Source organism: Pseudoclavibacter chungangensis (assembly GCF_013410545.1).
Lineage (GTDB): Bacteria > Actinomycetota > Actinomycetes > Actinomycetales > Microbacteriaceae > Pseudoclavibacter > Pseudoclavibacter chungangensis.
Genome location: NZ_JACCFV010000001.1, coordinates 3,685,667 through 3,701,101, shown reverse-complemented (window position 1 = coordinate 3,701,101; position 15,435 = coordinate 3,685,667). Strand labels below are relative to the sequence as shown.

Below are 15,435 nucleotides of genomic sequence, written 5' to 3'. Positions count from 1 at the left end.
GCGACCGATCGCGTTCGGTCCGACGCCGTTCGCTACTGCCGTGTGGAGAACGCCGCATCGAACGCGGCCGCCGGTGGCTCGAACGCGAGTCGACGCACGAACGCGAGCGCTTCGGGGGCCCCCACGAGACGGTCCATGCCCGCGTCCTCCCACTCGACCGAGAGCGGCCCTGCGTACCCGATCGCCCCGAGCATGCGGAACGCGTCCTCCCAGGGGACGTCGCCGTGCCCGGTCGAGATGAAGTCCCACCCGCGCCGCGGGTCGGCCCACGCGAGGTGCGACGAGAGCCGACCGTTGCGGCCGTTCGCGAGCCGCTTCTTCGTGTCCTTGCAGTGCACGTGGTAGATGCGGTCGCGGAAGTCCCACAGGAAGCCGACGGGGTCGATTTCCTGCCACACCATGTGGCTCGGGTCCCAGTTCAAGCCGAATCCCTCGCGGTGTCCGATCGCCTCGAGCGTGCGCTGCGTCGTCCAGTAGTCGTAGGCGATCTCGCTCGGATGCACCTCGAGCGCGAACCGGACACCGACCTCGTCGAAGACGTCGATGATCGGGTTCCAGCGGTCGGCGAAGTCCTGGTACCCGGCGTCGATCGCCGCCTGCGTGACGGGCGGGAACATCGCGACGTACTTCCAGATCGACGAGCCCGTGAAGCCCGTCACGACGCCCGCGCCGAGCCGCGCCGCGAGTCGTGCGGTGTGCTTCAGCTCCTCGGCGGCGCGCTGCCGCACGCCCTCGGGCTCGCCGTCGCCCCACACCCGGTCGGAGACGATGTCGCGGTGCCGCTGGTCGATGGGATCGTCGCACACGATCTGGCCCTTGAGGTGGTTCGAGATCGCGTGCACCGCGAGACCGTGCTCCGCGAGGAGCCGTTCGCGGCCCTCGACGTACGCGTCGTCGTCCCAGCGCCACGGGTCGAGGTGGTCACCCCAGCAGGCGATCTCGAGACCGTCGTAGCCCCACTCGGATGCGAGGGCGACGACCTCCTCGAACGGGAGGTCGGCCCACTGGCCGGTGAACAGGGTGATGGGGCGTGCCATGTCGTTCAGCTCCTTCGCTGTGTGATCGGGCGATGTTCGATCGGCCCACTCGGGTGGGTGTCCGCTTCGTGGTCGATGGTGCGCGCCGGGCCCGACGTCGTCCGTCCGGTCGGGCCCGACTCGTGGTGCGATGCTCGGGCGTGGACGCCGCCCGCCGTCCGGTCAGTCCGTCGAGTCGTCGGGCGCCGGGATGTCGATCCACCGGCTGCCGTCCGCGGAACTGCGCTCGACCGCATCGAGCACACGCTGCACGGCGAGGCCGTCGGCGAAGCTCGGGTGCGGGGGACGTCCGGCAGCGATGTCGCCGACGAGATCGACGACCTGGTGCGTGAACGCGTGCTCGTAGCCGAGCCCGTGACCGGCGGGCCACCAGGCACCCGTGTAGGGGTGATCGGGCTCGGTGACGAGGATACGACGGAACCCGGCCGTGCGCCCCGGTTCCCGGGCGTCGAAGTACTCGAGCACGTTCATGTCCTCGAAGTCGAAGGCGAGCGCGCCGCGGTCTCCGCTGATCTCGATGCGGATCGCGTTCTTGCGCCCGGTCGCGTAGCGGGTGGCCTCGAACGACGCCGTGCCGCCGCCCGACAGGCGGCCGAAGAACACGGCGGCGTCGTCGACCGTGACCTCCCCAGTCCCGGTGTCCCCCTCCCCCGCGATGCCGGCGCGTCCGACGGCGAGCGGACGTTCGGTCACGAACGTCGTCGTGAGGGCCGACACCCCCGTCAGGCGCTCACCCGTGATGAACGCGGCGAGGTCGACGATGTGGGCGCCGATGTCGCCGAGCGCACCGGAGCCGGCCTTCTCCTTCTGCAATCGCCACGTGAGCGGGGCCGTCTCGTCGGCGAGCCAGTCCTGCAGGTACTGCGCGCGCACGTGACGGATGCGCCCGATGCGCCCGTCGGCGACGAGCTCACGGGCGAGTTGCACGGCCGGGACGCGCCGGTAGGTGAACCCGACCATCGCGAGCGTGCCGTTGGTGCGCCACGCGGCCTCCGCCGCGTCGACCATGCGCTCGGCCTCCGCGACCGAATTGGCGAGCGGCTTCTCGCACAGGACGTGCTTACCGGCCCCGAGCGCGGCGATCGCGATCTCGGCGTGCGTGTCACCCGGCGTGCACACGTCGACGAGCTGCACGTCGTCCCGTTCGAGGAGCGTGTGCCAATCGGTCGTCGACTCCTCCCAGCCGAGCCGCCTCGCCGCCCGCTCGACCGCATCGGCGTCGCGCCCCGCGACGACCCGCATGCGCGGATCGAGCGGCAGGTCGAAGAAGCGCGGGGCGGTGCGCCACGCCTGCGAGTGCGCCGCGCCCATGAACGCGTACCCGACCATTCCGACCCCGAGCGTCGGCCTGTTGTCCTGCTGCATCGTGTGCTCCTTCTCATCGGTACCGCCACCCGGGGCAGGCCGCGCGGGCCGGCCCCGGAGCGGTGCCGTGTACGGGGTGGGGTCAGGACTCGAACGCGGTGTCGAGGTACTCCGCCACGTTGTCCTTCGTCACGACCGGTGCGTACAGCTGGATGAGGCGCGGCACACTGTGCGACTCGAGGTCGCCGAGCGAGCGGTCGTTCGCGATGAGGCGCGCGAGCTTCACGCCGTCCGCGGCCTGGGTGGCCGGATAGACGACGGTCGCCCGCACGACACCGGTGCCCTCCTGGATCTCGCGCATCATGTTCGCCGATCCGGCGCCGCCGACGAGGAAGAACTCGCTGCGGTTCGCGTTCTCGATGGCGGCGAGCACGCCCACGCCCTGGTCGTCGTCGTGGTTCCAGATCGCGTCGATCTTCGGCGCCGCCTGCAGGAGGCTCGACGCCGCCTGCTCGCCGCCCTGCACCGTGAAGTCGGCGGCGACGCGGTTGGAGACCTTCAGGCCGCAGTCGTCGAGCGCATCCGCGAAGCCCGTGCTGCGGTCCTGCGTGAGCGGCAGCGAGTCGATACCGGCGATCTCCGCGACGACGGCGTCCGGCGTGTCCTTGAGCTGTTCGCAGATGTACGTCCCCGCGCTCACGCCCATGCCGTAGTTGTCGCCGAGCACGGTCGTGCGGGCCGCGAACGGGCTCGTGAACTCGCGGTCGACGTTGATGACGGGGATGCCCGCGTTCATGGCCTTGATCGCGACCTCGGTCAGGGCCGCACCGTCGAACGGCAGCAGCACGATCGCGTCGACGCCGTCGTTGATGAATCCCTCGACCTGGCTGATCTGGAGGTTCACGTCGTTCGTGCCCTCCGCGACGCGCAGCTCGACGTCCTCGTAGTTCGCCGCCTCGGCCTCGGCGGCGGTCGTGATGGCGCCCATCCAGCCGTGGTCGGCGGCGGGTGCCGAGAAGCCGATGACGATCTTCTCGCCCGGTGCGTCGTTGTCGGTCGTGGTCTCGTTGCCGCCCGTGTTCTGTTCCGCGGCGGGTGTGTTGGACAGGCAGCCGGTGAGCAGCAGGAGTGCGGTGGCGCCCGTCGCGGCGATGCCGAGCAGGCGGCGCCTGCGGGAGGTTGTGGTGGACATGGGGATCTCCTTCGATGCCGTCCGTCGGTCGGTTGTGTGGTGGGGGATGGGGTCGTCGGGATGGGTCAGCTCGTCGCGTTCTTCCGGGAGAAGCGCTGCTGCAGGAGCACGGCGACGATGATGATCGCGCCCTTGGCGATGGCCTGCACCGAGCTGTCGAGGTTGTTCTGGATGAACACGTTCGTGAGGGTCGCGAAGATGAGGACGCCGAGCACGGTGCCGACGATCGTGCCCCGGCCGCCGACGAGGAGCGTGCCGCCGACGACGACCGCGGCGATCGCGTCGAGCTCGTAGAGCATGCCGTTCGTGGACGATCCCGCCGTCGTGCGGGCGAGCATCATGACCGCGCCGATGCCGGCGGTGAGGCCGCACAGTGCGTAGATGTACATCGTGTGCCGCTTGACCTTGATGCCCGCGAGGCGCGCGGCCTCGGGGTTGCCGCCGACGGCGACCGTGCGGCGTCCGAACGTCGTGCGGTTGAGGAGGAACCAGCCGCCGACGGCGACGGCCGCGAAGATCCAGACGATGACGGGGACGCCGAGGAGGTTGCCGCGGAAGGTGTCGAGGAACGAGTCGACGTCGACGACATGCGTGCGCCGCTGCGCGATGAGCTCGGCGAAGCCGCGCGCCGCGACCATCATCGCGAGCGTCGCGATGAACGCGACGACGCGGCCGTAGGCGATGAGGATGCCGTTGAGCAGCCCCGCCCCGAGCCCGACGAGGAGGGCGGTGAGGACGATGACGCCCCAGCCGAACGCCTCGGCGTACGCCTGCGTCGACAGGGTCGTGGCCCACACGGACGCGAGCCCGAGGACCGAGCCGACCGACAGGTCGATGCCGCCCGCCGTGATGACGAACGTCATGCCGATCGAGAGGACGCCGATGACCGAGGCGAGGCTCAGGACCACCATGAGGTTGTCGATGCTCGCGAAGCGCTCGCCCGCCGTCACGGTGCCCGCGATGACGAGGACGACGAGGGCGATGACGAGGCCGAGGTTGCGGGCCGAGGAGCCCCGGAGGAAGCCTCGCCGCTCGCGGACCGCCGCAGCGCCCGCACGTTCGACGCGCGCGCTCTCGTCGGCGGCGGGCGGCGTCTCGGGGACGACGGCGTCCGCGGCAGCATGCTTCCCGAGCGCGGGCGCCGGTGCGGCGTCGGTGGCACCGGCTGCGCGCTTCCCGAGCGTGGGCGCGTCGTCCACGGTGGCGTGCTCGGCCGGCGCGGACGCGGCCACGGCGGGCCCGGTCTCGTCGGGCGTGGCCCGTCCCGCGTCGCGGTCGTCACCCGTGCCGGGTCCCGATTTCGGGCCGTACGGGCCGGGGGTGCTCCTGCTCATGCTGCGCTGCCTTCCATCACCATGTCGAGTACGGCGTGCTCGTCGAGTTCGTCGGCGGGGCCGCGGTGGACGATCTCGCCGTCGGCGACGACGAGCACCCGGTCGGCGAGCCCCAGGACCTCGGGGATCTCGCTCGACACGACCACGACCGCGGTGCCCTCGTCCGCGAGCCGTCGGATGAGTGCGTAGATCTCGGCTCGGGCGCCGACGTCGACGCCGCGGGTCGGCTCGTCGAGCAGGAGTACCCGGCAGCCGTGGACGAGCCACCGGGCGAGCATCGCCTTCTGCTGGTTGCCGCCCGAGAGCGTGCGGATCTCGCGCTCGACGCCCGTCGGACGCAGTTCGAGGGACGAGGCCTGCTCGTCGGCGGCGGCACGCTCGGCACCCTCGCGGAGGAGTCCCCACCGCGCGAAGCGAGCGAACGTGGAGAGCGTGATGTTCCGGTAGACGGGCTCGTCGAGGATGAGGCCCTGGCTCTTCCGCTCCTCGGGCGCGAGGCCGACACCCGCGTCGACCGCGGCGCTGACCGACCCGGGACGCAGCCGTCGACCGTCGACCGACACGCTGCCGCCCGTCCGGCGACGGGCCCCGGCGATCGTCTCGAGGATCTCCGAGCGGCCCGACCCGACCAGCCCTGCGAGCCCGACGATCTCGCCAGCCGCGACCGTCAGATCGACGTCCCGGAACGTGCCCTGGAGCGTGAGGCCCTCGACGCGCAGCACCGCGGCCGCCTCGGCCGCGATACCGGGCCTGGCGGGGAACGCGTGCTCGACGGAGCGGCCCGTCATGAGCGTGATGAGCTCTCGCGTCGGCGTGTCGGCGACGGGGAGATTCTGGGCGACGGTCCGACCGTCCTTGAGCACCGTGATGCGGTCACCGATCGCGCGGATCTCCTCGAGTCGGTGCGAGATGTAGACGATCGCGACGCCGTCGCGCGTGAGCTGCTCGACGACGCGGAACAGGTTCGCGACCTCTTCGGCGTCGAGCACGGCGGAGGGCTCGTCCATGATGATGACACGGGCATCGTGCGAGAGGGCCCGGGCCATCGACACGATCTGCTTGCCCGCGGCCGGCAGCTGCCCGACCTCGCGGTCGGGCGAGATCTCGGGGTGTCCCAGGCGTTCGAGCAGCTGTGCAGTCCGGTGCCCCGCATCGGCCCGGCGCGTGACGCCGGCGGTCTGCAGCTCGTGCCCGAGGAAGACGTTCTCGGCGACGCTCAGCCCGTCGACGACGTCGAGTTCCTGGTACATGGTCGCGATGCCCGCGGCGATCGCGGCGATCGGCGTCGGGAGCTCGACGCGCTCGCCGTCGAGGAACAGCTCGCCCTCGGTGGGCTGGTGCGCGCCCGAGAGCACGCGGATGAGCGTGGACTTGCCCGCACCGTTCTGGCCGAGCAGGCAGTGCACCTCGCCGGGCAGCACCTCGAGGTCGACGCCGTCGAGGGCGCGCGCTCCGGGGAACTGCTTGACGATGGCGCGCATCTCGAGGATCGGCTGCGACGCAGGGACGTGGGGTGTGGCGGGGTCGGCGTTGACCATGTGGGGCACGCTACCGAGACTTCTGTTGCTAAGCAAGCAAAAGTTGGCGACTTGATGCACAATTATTCGACCTCACTGACAGAAGTGGGCGGCGGAGCGCCACGACGGGGTAGCGTTTCCGCACAGCACACGGTACGGAACCCGGAACGGAGGGCCACGCATGGCGATCGAACGCCCCACTCGGCCGGCAGCCCGCGCGACGGGCGTCGGCGAGTTGTTCCAACTGTTGCGTGACGGCGCGCCGCGAACGCGCGCAGAGCTCGCCTCGACGACGGGCCAGGCACGCTCGACGATCGCCGCGCGCGTCGAGCTGCTCCTCGCCGCAGGCCTCGTCTCGGCGACGGGCGAGGCCCAGTCGACGGGCGGCCGTCCCCCCGCGACCTTCGCGTTCTCGCCCGAGGTCCGCGTCGTGCTCGCCGTCGATCTCGGCGCGACGCACGCCCGCGTCGCACTCACCGACCTCGCGTCGAACGTGCTCGCGGTCGCCGAGACCGCGATCCGCATGGACCTCGGGCCCACACACGTTCTCGGCCTCGTCTGCGCGCTCGGCGATGAACTGTTGGCCGAGGCCGGCCGCGAGCGCTCGTCGCTCGTGAGCATCGGCGTCGGCATCCCGGGCCCCGTCGAGTTCTCCGCCGGACGGCCCATCAACCCACCGATCATGCCCGGCTGGGACGGCGCAGACGTCCCCGGCATCGTCCACGAGCACTTCGCGGTGCCGGTCCTCGTCGACAACGACGTGAACCTCATGGCGCTCGGCGAGCACCGATCGAGCTGGCCCGACATCGACGACCTGCTGTTCGTGAAGGTCGCGACCGGCATCGGTGCCGGCATCATCTCCGACGGCTCGCTGCGGCGCGGCGCCAAGGGGTCCGCGGGCGACATCGGCCACATCGCGGTCGACGGTGCCCCCGCCGTGCCCTGTCGATGCGGCAACACTGGCTGTCTCGAGGCGGTCGCGGGCAGCGAGGCGATCGCCGCCGCGCTCGCCGAGGAGGGCATCGAGGTGACGGGGAGCGCCGAGATCGTCGCGCTCGTCCGCGGCGGCGATCGCGCGGCGGCGCGTGCGATGCGGCGGGCGGGGCGCGACGTCGGGACCGTGCTCGCGGCGTGCGTGAGCATGGTGAATCCGTCGATGATCGTCGTCGGCGGCGGCCTCGCGGAGGCGGGCGAACAGTTGCTCGCGGGCATCCGCGAGGTGGTCTACAAGCGCTCGCTGCCGCTCGCGACGCATGATCTGCGACTCGTGGCCTCGGTCGCGGGTACCGACGCGGGCATCCTGGGCGCGAGCGCGCTCGCGGTCGATCACGTGCTGTCCCCCCAGGCCCTCGACGAACGCCTGGGCTGAGCGGCCGGCGCCACCCACCCCTCCCGCCGGGCCCTGCTTCGCCCTGCCTTGCCCAACCCAACCTGTGTCCGCTCGGCCCCGCCCTGGTCCGCGCTGTTCCGTTCCGCCACCCACCCGATCCAGCCGGGTTGTTGCTACCGGGCCGCGGGCCCGGTAGCAACAACCCGGCTGGGTTCGCGGCACCGCGCCTCATCCTGACGTTCGAACGGGGTGTCGCCACGCGCAGCTGATGCGCGCGACGGCAGCGCCCGGCCGCCTCGCCCCGTGGGCGTGCGCGGCGCCAGCGCCCGGCCGCCTCGCCCCGTGGCCGGCGGCAGCGCCCGGTTGCTTCGCCCCGTGGCCGTGCGCGGCGGCGGTACCCCGCTGCTTCGCCCCGCGACTGTGCGCGGCGGCAGTGCCCGGCTTCTTCGCCCGCCGGCGGCGTTCGCCGGCGGTACCCGTCAGGCGCGCCCGGTGGCGGCACACATTGCGTCGCGTGTCGTCACATCGGCCCTCCCGCTCGCCGTGCGCGTCCGCCCGGAACTACGCTCCCCGCATGACCCTGCCGACCACGCACGAGCACCGGCCCGCACCGACCGGTCCCGCGACGCTCGGCTCGCGCTTCGCCGACGCGCTCCCGGAGCTCGCGATCGCCGCGCGCGGGCGGTCGACGCCCGCGCCGACGCTCGTCGCGCTCAATCGCTCGCTCGCGGACGACCTCGCGCTCGATCCCGACGAGCTCGCCACGGATGCCGGTATCCGGTTCCTGACCGGGCAGGACGTGCCGCCCGGCGCGACACCCGTCGCGCAGGTCTACGCCGGGCACCAGTGGGGCGCCTTCCGGCCACGGCTCGGGGACGGCCGGGCCCTGCTCCTCGGCGAGCTCGCCCACCGCGACGGCACCGTGCGCGATCTGCACCTGAAGGGCACCGGCCCGACCGAGATGTCGCGCGGCAACGACGGCTTCGCGGCCGTCGGGCCGATGCTGCGCGAGTACGTGTTCGGCGAGGCGATGCACGCGCTCGGGGTGCCGACCACGAGGGCGCTCGCGGTCATCGGCACGGGCGCCACGATCCATCGCGACACCCCGGTGCCCGACTCCGAACTGCCCGGCGCCGTGCTCGCCCGCGTCGCGCGCAGCCACCTGCGCGTCGGCACGTTCGAATACGTGCACGCACTGGGCGACAACGCGTTGCTGCGCCGGACGGCGGATCACGCCGTCGCTACGCTCTACCCGCACGTGGCCGGGAGCGCCGACCCCTACCGCTCGCTCCTGACCGAGATCGTCGCCGCGCACGCGCGCCTCACCGCCGCCTGGATGTCCCTCGGGTTCGTCCACGGCGTCATGAGCACCGACAACACGACGATCTCGGGCGAGACGATCGACTACGGCCCGTGCGCGTTCCTCGACGGCTACGACCCGAACGTCTGGTTCAGTTCGATCGACCGCTACGGCCGGTACGCCTACGGCGAGCAGCCGCCGATCGCCGCCTGGAACCTGGCCCGCCTCGGCGATGCCCTCGCCCCGCTCCTCGGCGACGACGAGACCGCCGGGCGCGCCGTCGCGGCGGAGGTCGTCGCGGGGTTCGAACCCGCATACCGTGATGAACGACGACACGCGTTCCGTGCCAAGCTCGGCCTCTCACGCGGCGTGCCGGACGCCGTCGTCGACGATCTCACCGAGCGATTCCTCGCCCTGCTGGCCGGGGCGCGCGTCGATTTCACAGGCGCCTTCCGCGCCCTCGCGGCGGCTGCCGAGGGCGACGAGTCCGCACTGCGCGGACGGTTCACGCGGGCGCAGGACGACGACGGGACGTCCGATGCGTTCGGGGACGGCCCGGCCGGAGCCTCAGCCGCAGGTGGCACCGCGGATCCCGAGCCGTCGGCGACGCAGCGGGCGCTCGACGCGTGGCTGCACGAGTGGCGCGCGAACGCGCCCGACGCCGCGACGATCCGCCGCACGAACCCGGTCTACATCCCGCGCAACCACGTCGTCGAGTCGGCCCTCGATCAGGCGTCGTCGGGCGACCTCACGGCCGTCACGCGCCTCGTCGCCGCGGTGACGTCGCCGTTCACGGAGCGCGGCGGACTCGAGGACCTGGCCGAACCCGCCCCCGCCGGCTCGCCCGCGCACCGGACGTTCTGCGGCACCTGACCACGGCCGGATCCAGCCGGGTTGTTGCTACCGGGCCGCGGCCCGGTAGCAACAACCCGGCTGGATTCATTGCCGTGTGTCCCGACCGGGGCGCGGTCGGGTCGGGTCGGGTCGGGTCGGGTCGAGTCGGGTCCGGGCGGGTCAGCCCAGCAGGTCGTGGCGCTGGATGATCTGGTCGCGCTTCGGGCCGATGCCGATCGCCGAGATCCGGGCGCCCGACATCTCCTCCAGCGCGAGCACGTAGTCCTGCGCGTTGCGCGGCAGCTCCGAGAACTCGCGCGCGGCCGAAAGGTCTTCCTCCCAGCCCGGGAACTCCTCGTAGATCGGCTTCGCGTGGTGGAAGTCCGACTGGTTGATAGGCATCTCGTCGAAGCGCACACCGTCGACGTCGTACGCGACACACACCGGGATCCGCTCGATTCCGCTCAGCACGTCGAGCTTCGTCATGACGAAGTCGGTCACGCCGTTGATGCGCGCCGCGTAGCGCGCGATCGGCGCGTCGTACCAGCCCGTGCGCCGGCGACGCCCCGTCGTCGTGCCGTACTCGCCACCGCGCTCCGCGAGCAGGTCGCCCCACTCGTCGAACAGCTCGGTCGGGAACGGCCCCGCACCGACGCGCGTGATGTAGGCCTTCACGATGCCGATCACGCGGTGGATCGCCTGCGGCCCGAGGCCGGAGCCCGTGAGGGCGCCACCGATCGTCGCCGACGACGAGGTCACGAACGGGTAGGTGCCGTGGTCGACGTCGAGCATCGTCGCCTGGCCCGCCTCGAACACGACGTTCTTGTCGTCCGCGAGCGCGCGGTGCAGCTCGAGGGGCGTGTCGGCGACCATGGGGCGAAGGCGCTCGACGTGCGTCATGAGCTGCTCGAAGATCTCGTCGACCGTGATCGCCCGCCGGTTGTACACCTTCACGAGCAGGTGGTTCTTCTGGAACAGCGCCGCCTCGATCTTCTGGCGCAGGATGTTCTCGTCGAAGAGGTCCTGGATGCGGATGCCGATGCGGTTGATCTTGTCGGCGTACGTCGGGCCGATCCCGCGGCCCGTCGTGCCGATCTGGCGCTTGCCGAGGAACCGCTCGGTGACCTTGTCGATCGTCGTGTGGTACCCCGTGATGACGTGCGCGTTGGCCGAGACGCGCAGCCGCGAGGTGTCGATGCCGCGGCTCTCGAGCGCGTCGATCTCCTGGAACAGGACGTCGAGGTCGACGACGACGCCGTTGCCGATGACCGGCACGACGCCCGGGCTCAGGATGCCCGACGGCAGGAGGTGGAGCGCGTACTTCTCGTCGCCGATCACGACCGTGTGTCCCGCGTTGTTGCCGCCGTTGAACTTCACGACGTAGTCGATGCGGTCGCCGAGAAGGTCGGTCGCCTTGCCCTTCCCCTCATCGCCCCACTGGCCGCCGATGATCGCCACTCCTGGCATGTCCGCCCTCTTCTCTGGTGTTGGGTCCGTCACGCACACGCGCGTGTTCCGGGGCCGGCTCCGTCGTCGTCCCCTGCTGGTCTTCCCGGGCTAGTCCCGGATCCCCGCCTCGATCTCGGCGGCGGCGCGCGGATCGGCGTCGTCGAGGAGCGCCGTGAGGCGTTCGACCTCGGCGTCCTCGCCGATCTCGGCGGCGGCGCGGCGCAGCGCGAAGAAGGACCGCAGCACGCCCCGGTTCGGCTCGTGCGCCCACGGCACGGGGCCCTGTCCGCGCCAACCCGCTTTGCGGAGCGCGTCGAGCCCGCGGTGGTAGCCGACGCGCGCGTAGGCGTACGCGCCGATCGTGTTGCGCTCGCGGTGCGCCGCATCCGCGAGCGCGGCCCAGACCAGGCTCGACGAAGGGTACCTGGCGGCGATCTCGGCGAGTCCCCGCTGGTCGTCCGCAGCCCCCTCGAGATCGGCCTGGACCTCGGGTTCAGCGGCGAGTCGCGTCTCGGGGATACCGAGCAGGTTCGTTCCGATCACACTCCATGGTATCGCGCCGGCCGTTCAGGAGCCCTTGGCGGCCCCGTAGTCGTCGACGATCGCGATGCTGACGGGGAACGAGACGGGCGTGTTGCCGAACAGGAGTCGCCCGGCGCGTTCGGCCTCCTGCCTGATCGTGTCCGAGACCCGCTCGGCGAGGCGTTCGGGCGTGTGAACGACGACCTCGTCGTGGAGGAAGTAGCACAGGTGCGGCGTCGATTCGAGCGGCGCCCCGGCGGGTGATGCGGCGCCCGTGAGGCGCGCGAGCGCGAAGCGGAGCCCGGCGAGCCACACGAGCGCCCATTCGGCGGCGGTGCCCTGCACGATGAAGTTGCGGGTGAAGCGGCCGTGGTCGCGCGGGCGCACGCCGGGGGCGGCGTCAGGCGAGGTGCGGCCGAGCCACGTGGCGACCTGCTCGCCGCGTTCGCCCTGGCGGGCGGCGTGCGCGACCGTCGCCATCGCCCGCGGGAACGCGCGTTCGAGCGAGGGCAGCAGCGTCGCGCTCCGTCCCGTCGTCGAGCCGTACATCGCGCCGAGCAGTGCGACCTTCGCGCTGTCGCGGTCGGGTACGACGCCGCGCTCGACGAACGCGAGATACATGTCGCGCTCCGCACCCGCGCGCGCCATCCCCACGTCGCCGGACATGGCGGCGAGGATGCGCGGTTCGAGCTGGGCGGCGTCGGCGACGACGAGCTTCCAGCCCGGGTCGGCGACGGCGGCCGAACGGATCTCGCGCGGGAGTTGGAGCGCGCCGCCGCCGCTCGTCGCCCATCGGCCGGTGACGACGCCGCCCGGGACGTACTCGGGTCGGAAGCGCCCGTCGTGCACCCAGTCGGCGCGCCAGGCCCAGCCGTTCGCGGTGAGGAGCCGGTAGAGGTGCCGGTAGCGCATGAGGGGCTCGACGACGGGATGATCGACACCCCACAGCTCCCACTTGCTCGACGTCTCGACGTCGAGCCCCGCGCGTCGCAGGGCGCGCACGAGCTCGCGCGGTGAATCAAGGGATGCGCGCGGGTCGCCGAGCGCGGCCCGCACGAGCGCCCCCGCCTCCTCGAGGTGCACGGGCCGACCGCCGGGGCCGCGCGGGCCGAGGACGTCGAGGAGGACCTCCTCGTGCCGGTCGACGCTGAACGGGAGGCCCGCGTGCCGCATCTCGGCCGCGCAGAGCGCGCCCGCCGACTCGGCGCGGACGAGCACCCGCAGCGCACCGCCGTCGCGGGCACGGTCGAGTGCCGCGAGCTGCCGGTCGAGCCGGGCGACGAGACGGTCGTGGTCGTCCGCCTCACCGTGCTCGACCTCGTCGGCGTCGAACAGCGCGGCCCCGCCGGGCGCGGGGTTCGCGTGCGCGGGCGTCACCGGCTCGGGCTCGTCGCCCGGCGCGAGCATGCCGCGGCCGACGAGGATGCGACCGACGAGGTCGAGGTCGTGGCAGCGCGCGACCCGCACGCCCCGGTCGAGGAGGCCGGGCGCGATGTCCCGCGTGACCCACGCCCACACGACGGGCTCGGGCTCGCGTTCACGTGCCGCGACGAATGCGGCGAACGCGGCGCGGTCGCCGAACGTGCGCTCGTCGTCGCCGGCGCCGACCCGGAACCGCGCACCCGAGCGGCTGACGACGACGGGGCGCGACTCAGCGGAAGACGTGCTGCATCACCCACACGTGCATGGCGACGGCCGCCGCGGCCGAGGCGTTGATGGAGCGCGTCGACCCGAACTGCGAGATCTCGAGCACCTGCTCGGCGGCGTCGATCGCCTCCGCCGAGAGGCCGGGCCCCTCCTGGCCGAACAGCAGCAGGCAGCGTTCGGGCAACCGGGTCGTCTCGATGGGGACACTGCCGGGGACGTTGTCGATCGCGATGATCGGCAGCCCCGCGTCGCGCGCGAAGCGCACGAGCGCCGCGACGTCCTCGTGGTGTTCGACGTGCTGGTAGCGATCGGTGACCATCGCGCCGCGCTTGTTCCAGCGGCGGCGTCCGACGATGTGGACGGTCTCGGCGGCGAACGCGTTGGCGGAGCGCACGATCGAACCGATGTTCATGTCGTGCTGCCAGTTCTCGATCGCGACGTGGAAGGGGTGCCGCGTCGTGTCGAGGTCGGCGACGATCGCGTCCATGGACCAGTACCGGTAGCGGTCGACGACGTTCCGCGTGTCGCCGTTCACGAGCAGCTCGGGATCGTAGCGCGGCTCGTCGGGCCACGCCTCGGGGCCACCCGGCCACGGCCCCACGCCGCCGAGGGGTGCCGGTGCCGCCCGGTCGGGCGTGTCCGTTCCGGGATCGCCCTCGGCCGGTTCCGTGCGTCCGGCGTCGCGCGGTCCGTCCACGCCGCTCACGCGTCGCTCACCGATGTCGACGGACGGCCCACCGCGGCGGTCGGCCGCTCGGCGGCCCGTGTCGCGCCCACCCGACGGGGCGAGGCCCGTCGCGGGGCGGCCGAGAGCAACCGCGTGCCCTCCCGCTGGAGCTTGCGGTACTCGACGCCCTCTGGCCCGAGTCGACGGCGCATCGTCGCGAGCGCCTCGGCGGAATCGTCGACCGTCACGACGCGACGGCCGAGCGCGCGCGCGACGGCCGCGGTCGTGCCCGAGCCGCCGAAGAAGTCGGCGATCCAATCGCCCTCACGCGAGGACGCCTGCACGATGCGTCGCAGGATCCCCTCGGGTTTCTGCGTCGCGTACCCCGTCTTCTCGCCACCCGTCGGCGACACGATCGTGTGCCACCACACGTCGGTCGGGAGCTTCCCGCGCTCGAACTGCTCGGGCGTCACGAGCCCGGGCGCCATGTACGGCTCCCGGTCGACCGCGGCCGAGTCGAAGTGGTAGCGCTGCGGGTCCTTCACGTACACGAGGATCGTCTCGTGCTTCGACGGCCACCGCCGTCGCGTCTTCGCGCCGTAGTCGTAGGCCCAGACGATCTCGTTGAGGAAGCGGTCTCGGCCGACGAGCGCGTCGAGCACGACCTTCGCGTAGTGCGATTCGCGGTAGTCGAGGTGCAGGTAGAGCGTGCCGGTCGGGGCGAGCAGCCGCCACGCCTCGACGAGCCGCGGTTCGAGGAACCCCCAGTAGTCGGCGAACGAGTCGTTGAACTCGCTCACGAGCCCGAGCGTGTGTGCGTAGCTGCGACCCGCGAAGCCGGTCCTCGTCGCGGGCGTCGAGACGGCGGGAGCCGAGGCCGACGCAGCGGCATCGGCATCGGGGACATCCCGCCCGACGGTGCCCGGCTCGGCCGTGCCCCGCCCATCACGATCCCGCCCGTGACGATCTCGCTCGTCGCGAGCAAGCTCGTCGCGGCCGTGCCCGACGAGGATCCGCGCGGCCGCGTCCCCCGCCTCCACGGTGGCGTCGGGCGGCGTCCCCTCCCCCGTCCCGCCCTCCTCCGAAACCTGCTCGTCGACGCGTTCGACGCACGTGCTGCGGCGCCGCTGCACCTTGCCCGTGTTGAAGGGCGGGTCGAGGTAGATGAGCTGGAACGCGCCGTCGGGCAGGCGGCGCATGGCCTCGAGGTTGTCGCCGTGGAGGACGAGATCGGGGCCCTCGGCGCGCCACAGCGGCACCGTCCGTCGGGCGTCGACGACGGGCGGTTCGGCGGGGGGCAT

11 protein-coding genes and 1 pseudogene are annotated in these 15,435 nt (G+C 72.3%); 2 read left to right on the top strand and 10 right to left on the bottom strand.

Going from position 1 to position 15,435, the window contains the following annotated elements; all coding sequences use genetic code 11:
- Nucleotides 1-32 precede the first annotated feature (32 nt).
- The 5 genes from HNR16_RS16435 to HNR16_RS16415 all read right to left on the bottom strand — a co-directional run bounded on the left by HNR16_RS16435 (nucleotide 33) and on the right by HNR16_RS16415 (nucleotide 6,406).
- Nucleotides 33-1,037, bottom strand: coding sequence for a sugar phosphate isomerase/epimerase family protein (locus HNR16_RS16435; RefSeq protein WP_158038921.1), 1,005 nt, complete (start codon nucleotides 1,035-1,037; stop codon nucleotides 33-35).
- Between the two features lie 162 nt (nucleotides 1,038-1,199).
- Complete coding sequence (locus HNR16_RS16430) at nucleotides 1,200-2,402, bottom strand: Gfo/Idh/MocA family protein (protein ID WP_218868473.1); 1,203 nt, start codon at nucleotides 2,400-2,402, stop codon at nucleotides 1,200-1,202.
- Nucleotides 2,403-2,484: 82 nt separating this feature from the next.
- A complete protein-coding gene (locus HNR16_RS16425) occupies nucleotides 2,485-3,534 on the bottom strand; it encodes a substrate-binding domain-containing protein (RefSeq protein WP_158038920.1) in 1,050 nt (349 codons plus the stop codon).
- Nucleotides 3,535-3,599: 65 nt separating this feature from the next.
- The gene (locus HNR16_RS16420; protein WP_225737720.1) at nucleotides 3,600-4,517 is read right to left on the bottom strand and encodes an ABC transporter permease; all 918 of its coding nucleotides are present in this window, start codon (nucleotides 4,515-4,517) and stop codon (nucleotides 3,600-3,602) included.
- Nucleotides 4,518-4,864: 347 nt separating this feature from the next.
- Nucleotides 4,865-6,406, bottom strand: a complete 1,542-nt coding sequence (locus HNR16_RS16415; RefSeq protein ID WP_158038918.1) for a sugar ABC transporter ATP-binding protein — start codon at nucleotides 6,404-6,406, stop codon at nucleotides 4,865-4,867.
- Nucleotides 6,407-6,566: 160 nt separating this feature from the next.
- Here HNR16_RS16415 and HNR16_RS16410 point away from each other — a divergent pair, with 160 nt between their 5' ends.
- Both HNR16_RS16410 and HNR16_RS16405 read left to right on the top strand, forming a co-directional pair.
- On the top strand, nucleotides 6,567-7,754 hold the full coding sequence (locus HNR16_RS16410) for an ROK family protein (RefSeq protein ID WP_158038917.1): 1,188 nt from the start codon (nucleotides 6,567-6,569) through the stop codon (nucleotides 7,752-7,754).
- 535 nt (nucleotides 7,755-8,289) lie between these two features.
- The gene (locus tag HNR16_RS16405) at nucleotides 8,290-9,888 is read left to right on the top strand and encodes a protein adenylyltransferase SelO (RefSeq protein ID WP_158038916.1); all 1,599 of its coding nucleotides are present in this window, start codon (nucleotides 8,290-8,292) and stop codon (nucleotides 9,886-9,888) included.
- Nucleotides 9,889-10,029: 141 nt separating this feature from the next.
- Here the strand turns inward: HNR16_RS16405 and HNR16_RS16400 are convergent, their stop codons facing one another.
- From HNR16_RS16400 to HNR16_RS16380, 5 genes and pseudogenes are all read right to left on the bottom strand, one after another.
- Nucleotides 10,030-11,316, bottom strand: a complete 1,287-nt coding sequence (locus tag HNR16_RS16400; protein ID WP_158038915.1) for an adenylosuccinate synthase — start codon at nucleotides 11,314-11,316, stop codon at nucleotides 10,030-10,032.
- Between the two features lie 90 nt (nucleotides 11,317-11,406).
- Entirely contained in the window at nucleotides 11,407-11,841 is a 435-nt protein-coding gene (locus tag HNR16_RS16395) for a DUF3151 domain-containing protein (protein WP_158038914.1), read from the bottom strand.
- Between the two features lie 24 nt (nucleotides 11,842-11,865).
- Nucleotides 11,866-13,383 (bottom strand): annotated as a pseudogene (locus tag HNR16_RS16390) (bifunctional 3'-5' exonuclease/DNA polymerase); the annotation flags it as partial.
- Nucleotides 13,384-13,471: 88 nt separating this feature from the next.
- Complete coding sequence (locus HNR16_RS16385; protein ID WP_225737719.1) at nucleotides 13,472-14,068, bottom strand: TrmH family RNA methyltransferase; 597 nt, start codon at nucleotides 14,066-14,068, stop codon at nucleotides 13,472-13,474.
- 101 nt (nucleotides 14,069-14,169) lie between these two features.
- Nucleotides 14,170-15,435 (bottom strand): DNA-methyltransferase, encoded by a 1,266-nt coding sequence (locus HNR16_RS16380; protein ID WP_158038912.1) that lies wholly within the window; start codon nucleotides 15,433-15,435, stop codon nucleotides 14,170-14,172.

What these genes read in the sequence shown, in the direction of transcription:
- HNR16_RS16415 (WP_158038918.1), bottom strand. Translation starts at nt 6,406, where the DNA reads ATGGTCAACGCCGACCCCGCCACACCCCACGTCCCTGCGTCGCAGCCG.
- HNR16_RS16425 (WP_158038920.1), bottom strand. Translation starts at nt 3,534, where the DNA reads ATGTCCACCACAACCTCCCGCAGGCGCCGCCTGCTCGGCATCGCCGCG.
- HNR16_RS16405 (WP_158038916.1), top strand. Translation starts at nt 8,290, where the DNA reads ATGACCCTGCCGACCACGCACGAGCACCGGCCCGCACCGACCGGTCCC.
- HNR16_RS16400 (WP_158038915.1), bottom strand. Translation starts at nt 11,316, where the DNA reads ATGCCAGGAGTGGCGATCATCGGCGGCCAGTGGGGCGATGAGGGGAAG.
- HNR16_RS16380 (WP_158038912.1), bottom strand. Translation starts at nt 15,435, where the DNA reads ATGCCCCCCGCCGAACCGCCCGTCGTCGACGCCCGACGGACGGTGCCG.
- HNR16_RS16410 (WP_158038917.1), top strand. Translation starts at nt 6,567, where the DNA reads ATGGCGATCGAACGCCCCACTCGGCCGGCAGCCCGCGCGACGGGCGTC.
- HNR16_RS16430 (WP_218868473.1), bottom strand. Translation starts at nt 2,402, where the DNA reads ATGCAGCAGGACAACAGGCCGACGCTCGGGGTCGGAATGGTCGGGTAC.
- HNR16_RS16435 (WP_158038921.1), bottom strand. Translation starts at nt 1,037, where the DNA reads ATGGCACGCCCCATCACCCTGTTCACCGGCCAGTGGGCCGACCTCCCG.